Origin of the sequence: Massilia mucilaginosa, assembly GCF_011682145.1 — a bacterium.
GTDB lineage: Bacteria > Pseudomonadota > Gammaproteobacteria > Burkholderiales > Burkholderiaceae_D > Telluria_A > Telluria_A mucilaginosa.
Window position 1 is genome coordinate 32,676 of the sequence record NZ_WHJH01000042.1, and the last position, 14,005, is coordinate 46,680.

Annotated in this window: 13 protein-coding genes; 9 read left to right on the forward strand and 4 right to left on the reverse strand. The window is 67.5% G+C overall.

The window, feature by feature from the left end:
* Positions 1-34 precede the first annotated feature (34 nt).
* Positions 35-1,327, reverse strand: coding sequence for an efflux RND transporter periplasmic adaptor subunit (locus tag F2P45_RS25100; protein ID WP_229505283.1), 1,293 nt, complete (start codon positions 1,325-1,327; stop codon positions 35-37).
* 204 nt (positions 1,328-1,531) lie between these two features.
* Between F2P45_RS25100 and F2P45_RS25105 the strand changes: the two genes are divergently transcribed.
* The 3 genes from F2P45_RS25105 (at position 1,532) to F2P45_RS25115 (ending at position 4,873) form a co-directional block, all read left to right on the forward strand.
* Positions 1,532-2,878, forward strand: a complete 1,347-nt coding sequence (locus F2P45_RS25105) for a sigma-54-dependent transcriptional regulator (RefSeq protein ID WP_166880934.1) — start codon at positions 1,532-1,534, stop codon at positions 2,876-2,878.
* Positions 2,868-4,085: a sensor histidine kinase gene (locus tag F2P45_RS25110; RefSeq protein ID WP_229505284.1), complete on the forward strand. Its 1,218-nt coding sequence runs from the start codon at positions 2,868-2,870 to the stop codon at positions 4,083-4,085. The genes F2P45_RS25105 and F2P45_RS25110 overlap by 11 nt, the downstream gene beginning before the upstream one ends.
* A gap of 242 nt (positions 4,086-4,327) precedes the next feature.
* Positions 4,328-4,873 carry a DUF2939 domain-containing protein gene (locus tag F2P45_RS25115; protein ID WP_166880935.1) on the forward strand — a complete coding sequence of 182 codons (546 nt, stop codon included), beginning with the start codon at positions 4,328-4,330 and terminating at the stop codon, positions 4,871-4,873.
* 3 nt (positions 4,874-4,876) lie between these two features.
* On the opposite strand, the gene gbpA is transcribed toward F2P45_RS25115, so the two are convergent.
* Positions 4,877-6,292: an N-acetylglucosamine-binding protein GbpA gene (gene gbpA, locus F2P45_RS25120; RefSeq protein ID WP_166880937.1), complete on the reverse strand. Its 1,416-nt coding sequence runs from the start codon at positions 6,290-6,292 to the stop codon at positions 4,877-4,879.
* Between the two features lie 332 nt (positions 6,293-6,624).
* Here gbpA and F2P45_RS25125 point away from each other — a divergent pair, with 332 nt between their 5' ends.
* From F2P45_RS25125 to F2P45_RS25135, 3 genes are all read left to right on the forward strand, one after another.
* Positions 6,625-7,917 (forward strand): endo-1,4-beta-xylanase, encoded by a 1,293-nt coding sequence (locus F2P45_RS25125; RefSeq protein WP_223164831.1) that lies wholly within the window; start codon positions 6,625-6,627, stop codon positions 7,915-7,917.
* 191 nt (positions 7,918-8,108) lie between these two features.
* Positions 8,109-8,309: a helix-turn-helix domain-containing protein gene (locus F2P45_RS25130; RefSeq protein ID WP_229505285.1), complete on the forward strand. Its 201-nt coding sequence runs from the start codon at positions 8,109-8,111 to the stop codon at positions 8,307-8,309.
* Positions 8,310-8,323: 14 nt separating this feature from the next.
* On the forward strand, positions 8,324-8,875 hold the full coding sequence (locus F2P45_RS25135) for a Clp protease N-terminal domain-containing protein (protein WP_166880939.1): 552 nt from the start codon (positions 8,324-8,326) through the stop codon (positions 8,873-8,875).
* On the opposite strand, the gene map is transcribed toward F2P45_RS25135, so the two are convergent.
* Both map and F2P45_RS25145 read right to left on the reverse strand, forming a co-directional pair.
* Positions 8,850-9,644, reverse strand: a complete 795-nt coding sequence (gene map, locus F2P45_RS25140) for a type I methionyl aminopeptidase (protein WP_166880940.1) — start codon at positions 9,642-9,644, stop codon at positions 8,850-8,852. The genes F2P45_RS25135 and map overlap by 26 nt on opposite strands.
* An 8-nt stretch (positions 9,645-9,652) precedes the next feature.
* On the reverse strand, positions 9,653-10,240 hold the full coding sequence (locus tag F2P45_RS25145; RefSeq protein ID WP_166880941.1) for a TetR/AcrR family transcriptional regulator: 588 nt from the start codon (positions 10,238-10,240) through the stop codon (positions 9,653-9,655).
* A 123-nt stretch (positions 10,241-10,363) separates the two neighbouring features.
* Between F2P45_RS25145 and F2P45_RS25150 the strand changes: the two genes are divergently transcribed.
* From F2P45_RS25150 to F2P45_RS25160, 3 genes are read left to right on the forward strand one after another with little or no spacing between them, the layout of a single operon-like run.
* Positions 10,364-10,669 (forward strand): hypothetical protein, encoded by a 306-nt coding sequence (locus F2P45_RS25150; protein ID WP_166880942.1) that lies wholly within the window; start codon positions 10,364-10,366, stop codon positions 10,667-10,669.
* The gene (locus tag F2P45_RS25155; protein WP_166880943.1) at positions 10,666-12,891 is read left to right on the forward strand and encodes a glycosyltransferase; all 2,226 of its coding nucleotides are present in this window, start codon (positions 10,666-10,668) and stop codon (positions 12,889-12,891) included. Before F2P45_RS25150 ends, F2P45_RS25155 begins: the two co-directional genes overlap by 4 nt.
* A complete protein-coding gene (locus tag F2P45_RS25160) occupies positions 12,888-14,003 on the forward strand; it encodes a glycosyltransferase family 4 protein (RefSeq protein ID WP_166880944.1) in 1,116 nt (371 codons plus the stop codon). Before F2P45_RS25155 ends, F2P45_RS25160 begins: the two co-directional genes overlap by 4 nt.
* Positions 14,004-14,005 lie beyond the last annotated feature (2 nt).

Sequence of the window (14,005 nt, forward strand, 5' to 3'; positions counted from 1 at the left end):
TGTCATCTCCGCGTCGATCGATTGTGAAAAAAGTCTACTCCGTGAACTGCAGCCGCGCCGCCTTGCCGTAAGCCGCATACGACGAGACGATTACCCGCTCGCCGGGCGCCAGGCCCGCCAGCACCTCGACCTGGCTGTGGTTGCGGCGCCCGCTGCGCAGGGCGCGCCGCTCGGCCGTCTTGCCGTCCTTGTCCAGCACATACACCGCCGAGCCGCCGCTGTCGTTGATATAGGCGTCGTTCGGCAGCAGCAGCGCGTCGCTGGCGCCGCCCAGGGTCACCAGCGCTTCGGCCGCCTGGCCCGGATTGAGCGTTGCGGGCTGGCCGTCGGCGAACGCCAGCTCCACGCTAAAGCGGCCCTCCTTGATCTGCGGGTAGATCCGGGAGACCGTCAGCGCATGCGCGCGGCCGTTGATGGTGGCCGTGCCCTGGCGGCCCACCGCCACCCGGTTCAGGTAATACTCGTCCACCTGGGCCGACAGCTTGAACTTGTCCACATCGTCGATGCGGCCCAGGTGCTGGTCCGGCTTCACGGTTTCGCCGACCTGCAAATGAAAATCGGTGAGGCGCCCGGACACCGGCGCGCGCACCGCCAGCGCGTCGATGGTGGCGTTGACCAGTTGCAGGCCCGCTTCCAGCCGGCCGATGGCCTGCTCCATCTGGCGCACCGCGTCGCGCTGGGTCGCCGCCTCGCTCTTGTAGCCGGCCTTGTCGCTCTGGTACAGGCGGCGCTGCTGCGCCACGCGGTCCAGCGAATCTTCCAGCGCGGTGGGCGACACGAAGCCCTGCCGCGCCAGCGCCGCGCTGCGCGCGTGCTGCTTCTCGGCCAGCGCCAATGCGAAGGCCAGCTCGGCGCCGCGCCGCTCGCGTTCCATGCGGCTCGCTTCGAGCGCGATGCGCAGATTGGTCAGGTTCGAGATCTGCTGCGCGTGCTCGGCCTCGCGCGCCAGCAGGTCCAGCCGGCGCTGCGGATTCGACAAGCGGAACAGTACTTCGCCCTTGTCCACCAGCGCGCCGTCGCGCGCGAAGACTTCTTCCACCCGCCCCGATTCGACCGCGTCGAGCATCACCGAATGCAGCGGCGCGGCGGTGGCGCGCAGGGCCACGTCGTCGCGGAATACGCCGCGCGCCACGGTGGCGATGCGGGCGTCGGCGCGCGCCACCTGCAAGCCGCGCGGGATCTGCTGCCACAGGGCCGCCGCAGCGGCCGCCAGCGCCAGTGCGGCGCCCGCACCGAGCAGCCAGCGTCTGCCGCGCCGCCTTGGCTGCGGCCGGTCCATGGCGGCACCGCTGCTGCGCTCGGGTGCTGGGGCAATCGGAACAATCATGGCGACTCGGCTGGTGACGTAATGCGGGAACTGAACGCAACATCCGTGCCATGCGCGCCGCAGGGGCGATTGGGCGCGCGTTTCGGCCCAAGCGTGCGCAATCGCACAGCACAGGTGTTCGATTCCGGACACCTTGTCCGTTGCGGCTGGTGGCGCCTGCATGCTGCTGCTAGAATCGGCGCACCCGCTTTCTTCCACCCCGCCATGGCCGACCACCCCGCCCGCATCCTGATCCTCGACGACGACGCCGACGTGGCCTACGCCGCCGCGCTGGTGCTGCGCCGCTGCGCGGGCGGCATCGCCACCCTGGCCGATCCGCGCCAGCTGGCGCGCCATCTTCAGGGCGGCGCGCCCGACGTGGTGCTGCTCGACTTCAATTTCACGCCCGGACGCACCGACGGCGCCGAAGGCCTGGCGGTGCTCGACCAGTTGCGCGCGCTGCCCGATCCGCCGCTGGTCATCGTCATGACCGCGTACGCCGATGTGGCGCTGGCGGTCGAGGCGATGAAGCGCGGCGCCAGCGATTTTTTGACCAAGCCGTGGGATAACGCGCGCCTGCTGGCGGTGGTGGAAGGCGCGCTGGCGCAACGCGGCACGCCGGCCGCACCGGCCGCCCCCAATGATCCGCTGATGGGCGACTCGCTGCCGATGCGCCAGCTGCGCGCCCTCATCGCCAGCGTTGGACCGACGCAGGCGAACGTCATGGTGCTCGGCGAAAATGGCGTCGGCAAGGAACTGGCTGCGCGTGCGATCCACCTGGCCTCGCGCCGCGCCGCCGGCCAGTTCCTGGCCGTCGACATGGGCAGCCTGCCCGAAGCGACGCTCGAGAGCGAGTTGTTCGGCCACCGCAAAGGCTCGTTCACCGATGCGCGCAGCGACCGCGCGGGGCGCTTCCAGGCGGCGTCCGGCGGCACGCTGTTTTTGGACGAGATCGGCAACCTGCCGCTGGCCGCGCAATCGAAATTGCTGACGGCGCTGGAACGGCGCGAAGTCACGCCGCTAGGCGCCGACCGTCCGCAGGCGATCGACGTGCGCATCGTCAGCGCCACCAATCTCGATGAGGCCAGGCTGTACGACGCGCAGGTGTTCCGGCCCGACCTGCTATTCCGGCTCAATACCATCGTCCTGCGCGTGCCGCCCCTGCGCGAACGGCGCGCCGACATTCCGGCCCTGCTGCGCCACTACCTGGCGCACTACCGCGCGTTGTACGGCAAGGCGCCAGGCAGCATCGCGCCCGATGCGTTCGACGCACTGTGCGCGCACCATTGGCCAGGCAACGTGCGCGCGTTGCGCCACGCCTGCGAGCGCGCCGTGATCCTGGGCCAGCCGGGCGCCTACTGCCTGGCCGATTTCGGCCTGCACGGCGGCGAGCCGGCCAGCGTTGCGGGCCCGCGCGCGGCGGGCACCGACATGCTGGCCCTGGACACCCTCGAACGCGACGCGGTGGCCGCCGCCATGGCGCAGGCACGCGGCAACATCAGCCATGCCGCCATCCTGCTCGGCATCAGCCGCGCCGCCCTGTACCGCAAGCGCAGCAAGCATGGCCTCTGACGCCGCGGCGCGCCGCATGGTCTGGGCCGGGGCGGCGCTGCTCGGCGCCGCCGCCGTCAGCGCCGGCGCGCAGGGGGCGCTGCTGTCGCTGGCGACGGCGGCCAGCGCGCTTGCGGCGCTGGCGGCGCTGGGCCTGATCCGGCACGGCCTGTCATCAAGCGTGGTGGCGCCGCTGGAAGTTGCGGTCGGCGTAGCGCACGACCAGCAGCAGCTGGCAGCGCGCGTGCTGGCGCTCGAATCGCAGGTCGAGCACGCGCCGATCGCCCTGTTCCGCATCGACAGCGCCCACAGCGCCGAGCCGCTCAACGCCAATGCGCGCCGCCTGCTGGCGCCCGGCCGCGCGAGCGATCTCGATGCATTGCGCCGCACCCTGGCCGGCCTGGTGCCGGGCCGGCGCAGCATGATCGATGTCGATACCGAACAAGGCGTCGAGCGCGCGCTGGCCACGGCCAGCGACTTGAGCATCGAAGGCCAGCCGCAACGGCTGGTGGCGCTCACGCCGATGGAAAACGAGCTCGCGGCCGAGGCCATGCAGGCCTGGCAAAGGCTGGTGCATGTGTTGACGCACGAGATCATGAACTCGCTCACGCCGGTCGCTTCGCTCTCGCACAGCGCGCGCGATATGGTGCAGGGTGCGCGCGCCAGCCTGCCGGTCGATGTCTCCGCCGACCTGGCGACCGCGCTCGACGCCATCGGCCGCCGCGCCGCCAGCCTGACCCATTTCGTCAGCGGCTACCGGGCGCTGGCCAGCGTGCCGCAAGCGGTCCCGCAGCGGGTGGTGGTGCAGGAGATGTTCGCGCGGCTGTCGGCCCTGATCGCCCCGGCATGGCAGGCGCGCGGCGGCAGCGCCGATTTTCGGGTGGAGCCCGGATCGCTCGAACTGATGGCCGATGCGGGCCAGCTGGAGCAGGCGCTGGTGAACCTGCTGCAGAACGCGGCCGAAGCCAGTGCGCAGCAGGCCGCGCCGCAGGTGACGGTGAGCGCCAAGCTGGCGCGCGGCGGCCGCCTGCGCATCGAAGTCTGCGACAATGGCCCCGGCGTGGCGGACGACGTCATCGCCGATATCTTCACGCCCTTCTTTTCCACCAAAAGCAAAGGCAGCGGGATCGGCCTGGCGATGGTGCGCCAGCTGGTGCACCGCAATGGCGGCGCGGTGCGGTATGCCAAGTCGATCGGCAGCGGCGCCCGTTTTATCATCACTTTTTGACTGTCGATATGAACGATCCGCAGCGCCAGGCATGCGTCGGCGAGCTACTGCAGGTTTGGAAGCAAATGCGCGAAGAATCGCGTCCGCTCTCGGGCGGCTTGTGGGGACGTGATTCGCATTACCGCTACCATGCGGACCACAATGCCCTCGGGCGCATGGTGAACCTCCGGCTATCCTGATGGCGGGCCCCGTGTAGAATCCGGCTTGTGCGATCGGCACGCACCAACCCACAGAAGGAAATCGTGAAGGCTATTCACCTCAAACTTGGCATCGCCGCGCTGTGCGTCAGCGCTGGCGCCGCGTACTGGTACTACTCCCCGCTGATCGCGCTGAACCAGCTGCGCGCGGCGGCCCATGATCACAATGCCGAGAGCTTCGACGCGCGCGTCGACTACCCGCGCCTGCGCGAGAGCCTCAAGGAGCAGCTGAACGCCGTCATGACCGAGCAGGTCAAGCCAAAAGACAGCGGCGGCGGTGCCGATTTCGGCAAGATGCTGGGCATGGCCTTCGCCGACAAGATGGTCGATGCCATGGTCAATCCCGAATTCGTCATGGGGGCGATGAAGCGTGGCTCGATCGAGCCACGCCGCCCCGGCGCGGACAAGGACGAACCGGCCAAGCCCGACCCCAAGTACACGTCGGAGCGCGTTGGCTTCGACAAATACATCATGCACCTGGAGACCGAGCGCGGCGAGCGTGGGCTGTCGCTGGTGATGGAGCGGCACGGCTTCGCGTCGTGGAAGCTGGCGCAGGTGCGCTTGCCTCCACTTCCCGCCGCGCCCAACTAAGGGTTACGGCGCGATCCAGGCGTCCTGCCAGTTGGCGCCCACGCCCGGCTCGTAGTGGGTCGATGCCGCGGTCCACTGCGTGCACCAGCCGCTGTACGGGAACGGCTTGCAGGTGTAGACCTTGCCGTTCTTCGGCTGCAGCACGCGGGCGCCGGCCTTGTAGGTCGCCAGCGATGCCGGGAACACGTGCTCGTAGGCCGCGTTGCCGCCTTCTTCCGTCAAGGTCAGCGGGAAGGTCTTCTGCAGCACCGCGCCGCCGTCCTTGACCACCGCCTTGAGCACCAGCTGGTGCGCGCCCGCCTTGGGCGCGTTCAGGTTCAGCGCCAGCGCCGCGCTGTTGTTGTTCAGCGGCGCCGTGGCAAACCCTTTCGACACGCCGGCCTGGTCGTACACGTAGGCGCTGACCTCCATGTCGGCATTGGCGCTGACGCCCAAGTTGATCGTCAGCTCGCCGCCCTTGATCGCATACGAGGTGCGCAGGTCGCTCACGGTAAACTCCGCCGGCGGCGGCGTCTGGTCCTTGTTGATCTGCACTTCGACCCGGGTCAGCGCGCTGGCCGTTTTTGCGTACACCGTGTTCTGCCCGTACACCGGCGTGATCTTGCCGTCCTGGCCCAGTTGGCCCGCATGCAGCAAGGGCTGTTCGGCGTTCACGCGCGTGGCCAGCAGGTAGGCCCAGTTGTTGCGCAAGCCGTCGCTGGCGCTGTTGATGACGACCCTGGTTTGCAGCTCCGGTTTTTCGCCCGCCGCGTCGAACACGCGCGTGGCCACGCTGTCGCCCACGGCCAGGTCGACCGATGGATAGATCGCGCCGCGCTGGGTCCATTCCGGCACCGGCACCGTCGGGCCATCCTTGAACAGCACATCGACCATATTGTAAAAACTGTTCGGCGTATCGCCGATTTCCCATACGCCCAGGATCACCTGGTAGCCGCTGCGCGCGGGCACCGTGCAGTTGTGGCTGACCTGCGCCGGCGGCTGGCGGTTGCCGCCGTCGATGACGCAGAACGGGGTCAGGTCGAACGACGCGCGGGTCAGTTTCTGGTTCGGGTTCCAGCCGCTTTTGGTGATGTAGTAGCGCCAGTTGCGGGTGGCGTGGTTGGCCGTGAACTGCCACTTGAAGACGTTGGCGCCGGCCGTCATCGGGCGCTTGGTCCAGCGGCTGCTGGTCTGTTCATTGAGTTCGCCGAACTGCGCCAGCGCGGCCGAGGCGATGACGCCGTCCGCCGGTCCCTGCGCCGGAAAACCGGAGGGCGCTTCGAGGCTTTGCGGTTCCCATTGAATGGCGCCGCAGGCGCTGTTGCCGCCTTGCTTGCACAGCAGGTTGCGCGACTCCGGCTGGGTGATGTAGCCGTGTGCGATGGCACTGGCGCTGCACAACAGCGCGCAGGCGCCGGCGATGGTGGTGAGTGTTTTCATGTTGATTTACCTTTTCGGGCGGGACGACATCGGTAAGCACGCAAATAGCCGGACCAGCCGATAGCGCGCGCTCGCTTGCAGTTCAAAAGGCGTCAGGATGATCGCCGTGAAATTGGTAGTCAACTGGTTTTAAAAATTGCCCCTGTGTGCAATACCAGTGCGTGATGGAAGGTTATGTTGCAAGGGTAAGGACGGGGGCGCGGGCCGGTTGACTCGGGCCTGTGTTTACCGCACAATCGGCATTGGAAAAAGTTATGCATTTGCTAATGAAAACGTTTTCATAATCCCTTGCATTTAATGTTGCAGCCGATAAAAACCACCCCGGAGATCCGATGAAATTCTTTTCTGCCACTTTCAGTGTTTGCCTGCTTGTCTCCGCCTGCGGCGGCGATGCCGGACCGGGCGCGCCCGCAGCCACGCCGGCGCCCCCGCCCGCCGCCGAAGCCGCCGACGCCGCTCATGCCATCGCCGCGCCGGATGAGGTGCCTGCGCCGGCGTTGACGAACGCGGTGGACGACGTGGGCGGGGTGGACCGGATCATGACCGGCACCGACTCCGGCTGGTCCGAAAAAACCAGCGGCACCGAGGTGAGCAAATTGAGCAAGCTGGCCAAGTTCCCGGTCGGGGTCTCGGTCGCCTATGGCAATGAAGCTTTCAGCTACACCAACAGCCCGGCGCAGCAGGCGGTCATCAAGACCCATTTCAGCCAGCTCACGGCCGGCAATATCATGAAGATGAGCTACCTGCATCCGGCCCGGGATACCTACAACTTCACCCAGGCCGACGACTTTGTGAAGTTTGCCAAAGACAATGGCAAGACCCTGCACGCGCATGCCCTGATCTGGCATGCCGATTACCAGGTGCCGGCCTTCATGAAGACCTACCAGGGCGACAAGGCGGCTTGGCTGGCCATGCTCAAGACCCACGTGCAAACGATTGCCACGCACTTTTCGGGCAAGGTCGCGAGCTGGGATGTGGTCAACGAAGCCATTAACGACGGCGGCGGCTACCGCAATTCGATTTTTTACCAGAACACCGGCACCGACTACATCGAGCAGGCGTTCATCAATGCGCGCGCGGTCGACAAGAAGGCCGACCTGTACTACAACGATTACAACATCGAGGCCGACCCCGCCAAGCTGCACACCCTGACCGGCATGCTCGACGGTTTCAAGGCGCGCTCGGTGCCGATCACCGGGGTCGGCTTCCAGATGCACATCTATATGGATTATCCGTCGGTGAGCACCATGTCGGCGGCCTTCAAGCAGGCCGTGGACCGCAACCTGAAGGTGAAGATCACCGAACTCGATATCCCCATCAATAATCCGTTCAGCCCACCGTACCAGGCCGGCGACATCAAGCGCGAACTGACGCCGGCGCTGGCGCTGGCCCAGAAAAAGCGCTACTGCGACGTCGTCAAAGCGTACATGGATACGGTGCCGGCCAGACTGCGCGGCGGCGTGACGGTGTGGGGCGTGAGCGACCCGAGCAGCTGGCTGATCAGCGACCTGTTCAAGAACGCCCACGCCGACTGGCCGCTGCTGTTCGACGGCGCCTATCAGCAAAAGCCGGCCTTGCGCGGCGTGGCCGATGGCCTGTCCGGCAAAGCCTGCACCAATACCTGACAAATCGGCCCGGGGAGGTATGCGCAGTGCGGGGTGTTGGCGTGCCCAAGCCCGATTTTGTGCATACCAATTTTTCGGGCCGAAAAATGTGGTATTAGCCTCGCCAACGCGGCTGGCCGCGCCTTCGTCAACATATGTTGACAAATCCGGCGGCCTGGCTTATCTTTCCTCCCATGATCGATCCACGCCACATGCCTTCTCCCGACGACCCCGCCGAAGCCCTGGCCGCGGTTGTCGCGCTGCGCCGTTACGCCGATGCGCTCGAACGCAAGGCGGTCGGCGCGGCGCTCAAGCAGGGCTGGTCGTGGAGCGATATTGCGCAGGCGCTGGGGGTGTCGAAGCAAGCCGCCCACAAGCGCCTTTCGGGTTCGGTGACGGACCAGGACAGTTAATCGGGAGGCAGTCGATGTTTCAACGCTTACGCCAGCGTCTGGGCGACATGAAGACGATTCAACACTTGTGCCAGGGAGCGGAAAAATACGCGCTGGCGGACCAGCAGCGCGAACCGGCGGCCGAGCACTTTTTGCTCTCCGCGCTCGATCTGGACGACGGTACGGCGCGGCGCGCCTTTGCGCAGGTCGATGCCGATCCTGCCCGGCTGGCGCAGGCGATCGCGCAGCAGTACCGCGATGGCCTGCGCTTCGCCGGTGTCGCGCCCGAGGCGGCCGACGATGCGCTGCTAGCGGCCGCACCGCTGGAACCGGAACGGGGCCTGTACCAGGCGGCGCCGTCGGGCGCGGACCTGATGCAATCGCTCGCGCAGCGGCGCGCGGACGAGGGTGGCCCTTTGCTGGGGGCGCACGTGGTGGCGCTGGTGGCCGCCATGCGCCAGGGCGTGGCGCCACGTTCGCTGGCGGCGCTTGGTGTCGATGCGGCGGCGCTACGCGCAGCGGCGCAGGCCGAAATCAGCGCGTACCGGAAAGCCTGGGAGTTCAGCGCTCGGCGGCCGAGAGGGTAAAGATCTCGACGCCGCTCTCGGTCACCGCCACCGAGTGTTCGAACTGGGCCGACCACTTGCGGTCCTTGGTCACGGTGGTCCATTTGTCGGGCAGCACCGTCACCTGGTGGGTGCCGACGTTGACCATCGGTTCGATCGTGAAGATCATGCCCGGTTCGAGCACGATGCCGGTGCCGGGACGGCCGTAGTGGGTCACCTGCGGCGTATCGTGGAACACCTGGCCGATGCCGTGCCCGCAAAAATCGCGCACCGACGAAAAGCCCTGCGCCTTGATGTAGGTTTCGATCGCCGAGCCGACGTCGCCCAGGGTGGCGCCGGGCCGCACCGTGCGCACGCCCGTCATCATCGCCTCGTAGGCCGAGCCGACCAGGCGCTTGGCCAGGATCGAGACCGCGCCCACTTCGAAGGTGCGGCTGGTGTCGCCGAACCAGCCATTGAGTTTGGGCGTGACGTCGATGTTGACGATGTCGCCCTCGCGCAGAATCTTTTTGTCCGACGGAATACCGTGCGTGACCACGTGGTTCACCGAAATGCAGCTGGCGTGCTTGTAGCCGTGGTAGTCGATGGTGGCCGGAATGCTGCCGGCGGCGCGCATGAATTCTTCGCACAGGGCGTCCAGCGTGGCGGTCGATACGCCTGGCCGCACGTGCGGCGCGATGAAGTCGAGCGTGTCGGCGGCCACCCGGCCGGCCGCGCGCATGGCTTCGAAGCCCGCCTCGTCGTACAGGGGAATCGGCTTGCCGTGTTCTTTTTGGGTGGAGTAGCGCATGGGGTTTCTCAGTGAGGTGACGCGGCCAGCGCATCGACGGCGTCGTGCGAGGCGCGCAGGATGGCGTCGAGCGTGGCGGGAATCGGCTTGTTCTGGGCCAGGTAGGGTTTGACGATGGCGATCGGGGCGTCGATCAGCATGAAGCGCAGCGTGTGCGCCGCGTCGTCGCCGTCGGCGCGGCGGCGCAGCAGGCAGCGCTCGAAACAGGCGTCGAGGCGCGCCTGCTCCACTTCGAGCAGCTCGGAGAGTTCGGGCGAGAGCGGCGCGCCCAGGTCCGGGCAGTCTTCGTACTGCAGCAGGAAGCGCGCGTACACCGGCTTGCCGCGGCACCAGTCGAGCAGCGCCGCCACCGGTATCCAGGTGTCTTCTTCATCCCAGTGGCGCGCCACCTGCTCGCGGAAATCGGCCTTGACCGTCAGCCAGGCATGCGCCAGCAAGGTGCTGCGCGAATCGAAGCGGTGATACACCGACCCGATCGGCGCGCCAGCCTTGACGGCGATGGCCGACATCGACACCGAACCGATGCCGCAGGCGGCGGCAATGCAGATGGCGCCATCGATGAAGGTATTTGCGTTGTATTTAGCTAGTCTGACCATTCAAATAGAATATAGATTCTATTTGAGTCCGTCAAGCCGGTGTTTCAACCGGAGCACTATTGACACATAGTCAAGGAGCCTGCAAAATCGACAGTCTTCCACAGGCCACAAGGGTCGCTGCCGATGAAAATGCTGATCAAACGTGTCGTGCGCGGCATGGCGGGATTGCCCGTGCTGGGCCGTCTGATCCGGATCGCCGTGGCCGTCGCGCGCCTGCCCCGTGACAACGAGCTGCGCGACGCCTTGGCGCGCGAACAGCTGCCTATGCTGCTCAAGAATATTTCTGACCTGAACGCCCGCGTGCTGGCCGCCGAGCGCGATCCCGCCAACCTGGTCGAATCGACCCCAGTCGCCCTGCGCATGATGGCGCGCGAGCTGGCCGCCCTGCGCGAGCGTATCGACCAGCTGGAGGCCGGGCTGCGTTCATGATCACCTTTTCGATCGTGATCAACACCCTCGACCGCGCCGGCCTGCTGCACGAAACGCTCGAGAGCCTGTGCCGCCTGCGCTACGCCGGGCAGTTCGAAGTCATTGTCGTCAACGGCCCGTCGGCCGACCATTCGGAACAGGTGATCGCCGCCTGGCTGCCGCGCATCCGCGCGGCGCGCTGCCCCATTCCCAACCTGTCGGTATCGCGCAATATCGGCATCTGCATGGCCGCCGGCGACGTGGTCGCGTTCATCGACGACGACGCCATTCCCGAGCCCGAGTGGCTCACCGAGCTGGCCGCCGCCTACGACGACGATGGCGTGGGCGGCGCCGGTGGGCGCGTGCTCGACAGCAGCGGCACCACCTACCAGTACCACTACGCCAGCGCCAACCGGGTGGGCGATGTCGACATCAGCCACCGCAGCGGCACGCCGCAATTGTGCTTCCCGGGCTCGCGCCAGTTCCCGTATCTGCAGGGGACCAACGCCTCGTTCCGGCGCGCGGCGCTGCTGGAAGTGGGCGGCTTCGACGAGGAGATCGAGTATTTTCTCGACGAGACCGATGTCTGCTGCCGCCTGGTCGATGCCGGCTATCTGCTCAGGCAACTGGAGCACGCCTATGTGCACCACAAGACCGCGCCCAACGGCGTGCGCGATGCCGCCCAAATGCCGCGTGCGATTTACCCGATTATCAAGAACACCATCTACTTCTCGCTCAAGCACGGCCTGGCCTACGACACGCGCGAGCGCATCGACGCCCATAACCGCGACAAGGCCGACTCGCACCGGCGCCACCTCGACTACCTGATCGCCAACGGCAGCGTCGCCGAAGAGCGGCGCGCCGCTTTCGAGGCCGAATGCGCGCGCGCCTGGGAAACCGGCACGCGGCACGGCCTGGCGCCGGTCGCCGGCGGCATCGATGCGGACAAGCGCGCGCGCTGGCAGGGCGCGTTCCAGCCGTTCGCCACCATCGGCGCCGCGCAGGCCATGACCCTGGCGCTGGTCTCGCGCGACTACCCGCCGAACCACCGCGGCGGCATCGCCACCTTCAGCCGCGACCTGGCCGAAGCGCTGGCCGCCGAAGGCCACCAGGTGCATGTGATCGCCGAAAGCGCCACCCACAGCCGGGTCGAGCTACTCAATGGGGTGTGGGTGCACCGGGTCGCTCTGGGCAAGCACGCGCTCCCGTACCAGGCGCTAGAGCGCGCCATCCCGCAAGAGATCTGGAACTGGTGCGCCACGGCGCTGGCGGAAGCGCGCCGCATCGCCAGCCGCCGCCCGCTCGACCTGGTCGAAGCACCGATCTGGGACGCCGAAGGCGCGGCCTTTCTGCTCGATGGCCAATGGCCGCTGGTCACCAGCCTGCATACGACCCTGCATTTTTCGCTGCAGGGCCGCAGCGAGCTGCGCGACGACCCGGCCTGGATGGCGCGCTTCGGCACGCCCATGCTGGCGCTCGAAAAAGAACTCATGCAGCGTTCGCAGGCGATCCGCGCCAACAGCGCCGCGATCCGGCGCGACATCGAACAGGCTTACGATTTCCGCTTCGACGACGCCAGCCTGCGCCTGGTGCCGCTGGGGATGCCCGACGTGGCGGCGGCAAGCGCGCCGCCGCTGGCGCGCGCGGATGGCGCCATCCGCGTGCTGTTCGTCGGCCGCCTGGAAGCGCGCAAGGGCATCGACGTGCTGCTCGCGGCGATCGACCCGGTGCTGGCGCAGCATCCGCAGGTGCGCTTTCGCATCCTTGGCGACGATACGCTGCTCATGCCGGGCGCGCAGCTCAGCTACAAGGAACACTGCCGCCAGGGCGGCCAGCTGGCGCGGTGGGGCGAGCGCGTGAGCTTCGAAGGCCGCGTCGACGACGCCACCCTGCGCGCCGCCTACCGCGAATGCGCTATCTTCGTCGCCCCCAGCCGCTACGAGTCGTTCGGTCTGGTGTTCGTCGAAGCCATGCGCGAGGCGCGTCCGGTGATCGGCTGCGCCGCCGGCGGCATGCCTGAAGTGGTCAGCGATGGCGTCAATGGCTTGCTGGTGGCGCCCGGCGACAGCGCCGCGCTGGCCGGCGCCATCGGCAGGCTGGCCGCCTCGCCCGAGCTGCGCGAGCGCATGGGCCGCGCCGGGCGCGCGCTGTTCGAAGACAAATTCATCTCGCGCCGCATGGCAAAGGACAGCATGCCCCTGTACGCCATCGCGCTGGCCCGTTTCGCGCGCACGCCCGCATGAAGATCTCGGTCATCCACGGCATCTGCGTCAGGAACGACGCCATCTCCAACGCCATCGCCGACAACATCGGCTGGCTGGTCGGAGCCGGTCACGAAGTCGTGTTGTTCACCTACGCCTGCGAGCACGCCGTGCCGCACCGGCTGGTGCGCGATGCGACCGACATCATGATCGACACGCATTTCCAGGCCAGCGACGCCGTCATTTTCCATTTCGGGATTTTCTATCCGCTGTTCGACCTGATCCTGCTGGTGCCGGACCGCGTGCGGCGCCTGGTGGTGTTCCATAACATCACGCCCAAGCAGTTCGTGGGCGCCGAGCATCACGCCACCATCGACAAATCGTTCGCGCAGATGGGCAACATGATATTCGCCGATCACGTGGCCTGCGACAGCGCCGGCAACCTGGCGGTGCTGCGCGCGGCGCGCGTGAGCACGCCGGCGAGCGTGCTGCCGCTGGCGGTGCACGGCCAGGCGCAGCCCTGCGCCGCCAAGCCCGGGCATGCGGACGGCATCGTGCGGCTGGTCTTCATCGGCCGCCTGGTGCGCTCGAAAGGCGTGGCCGACCTGCTCGATGCCGTGGAGCGCTGCCTGCAGGCCGACAGCGGCGCCCAGCTTGCGCTCGACCTGGTGGCCAACCTGGGCCTTTCCGATGCGGCGCTGGTCGAGGCGGTGCGCGCAGCGGCCGACGAGTGGCCGCGCCGCTACGGGCCGCGCGTGTCGTTGCGCCTGCACGGCGACGCCCCGGACGAACTCAAACAGCGCCTGCTGGCCGACGGCGATATGTTCGTGCTGCCCACCTACCACGAAGGATTCTGCGTGCCGATCGTCGAAGCGCTGTCGGCCGGCTGCCGCGTGGTCTGCTACGACAATTCGAACACGCCGGCCATCGCGGGCGGCCTGGCGCGCCTGGTGCCGACCGGCGACATCGCCCTGCTGGCGCAGGCCATCGGCGCCGAGCTGGCGCTGGCCCGCTCGCCGGCCTGGCGCCAGGACGGCTTTGCCAGCTTCGCCGGCCAGGCATGGCGCTACGCGCAGACCTTCGCGCCGGCGCGCGCGCGGCACCGCCTCAGCGCATGGGTGCTTGACGCCGTCAACGGCGTGCTTGACCACTGACC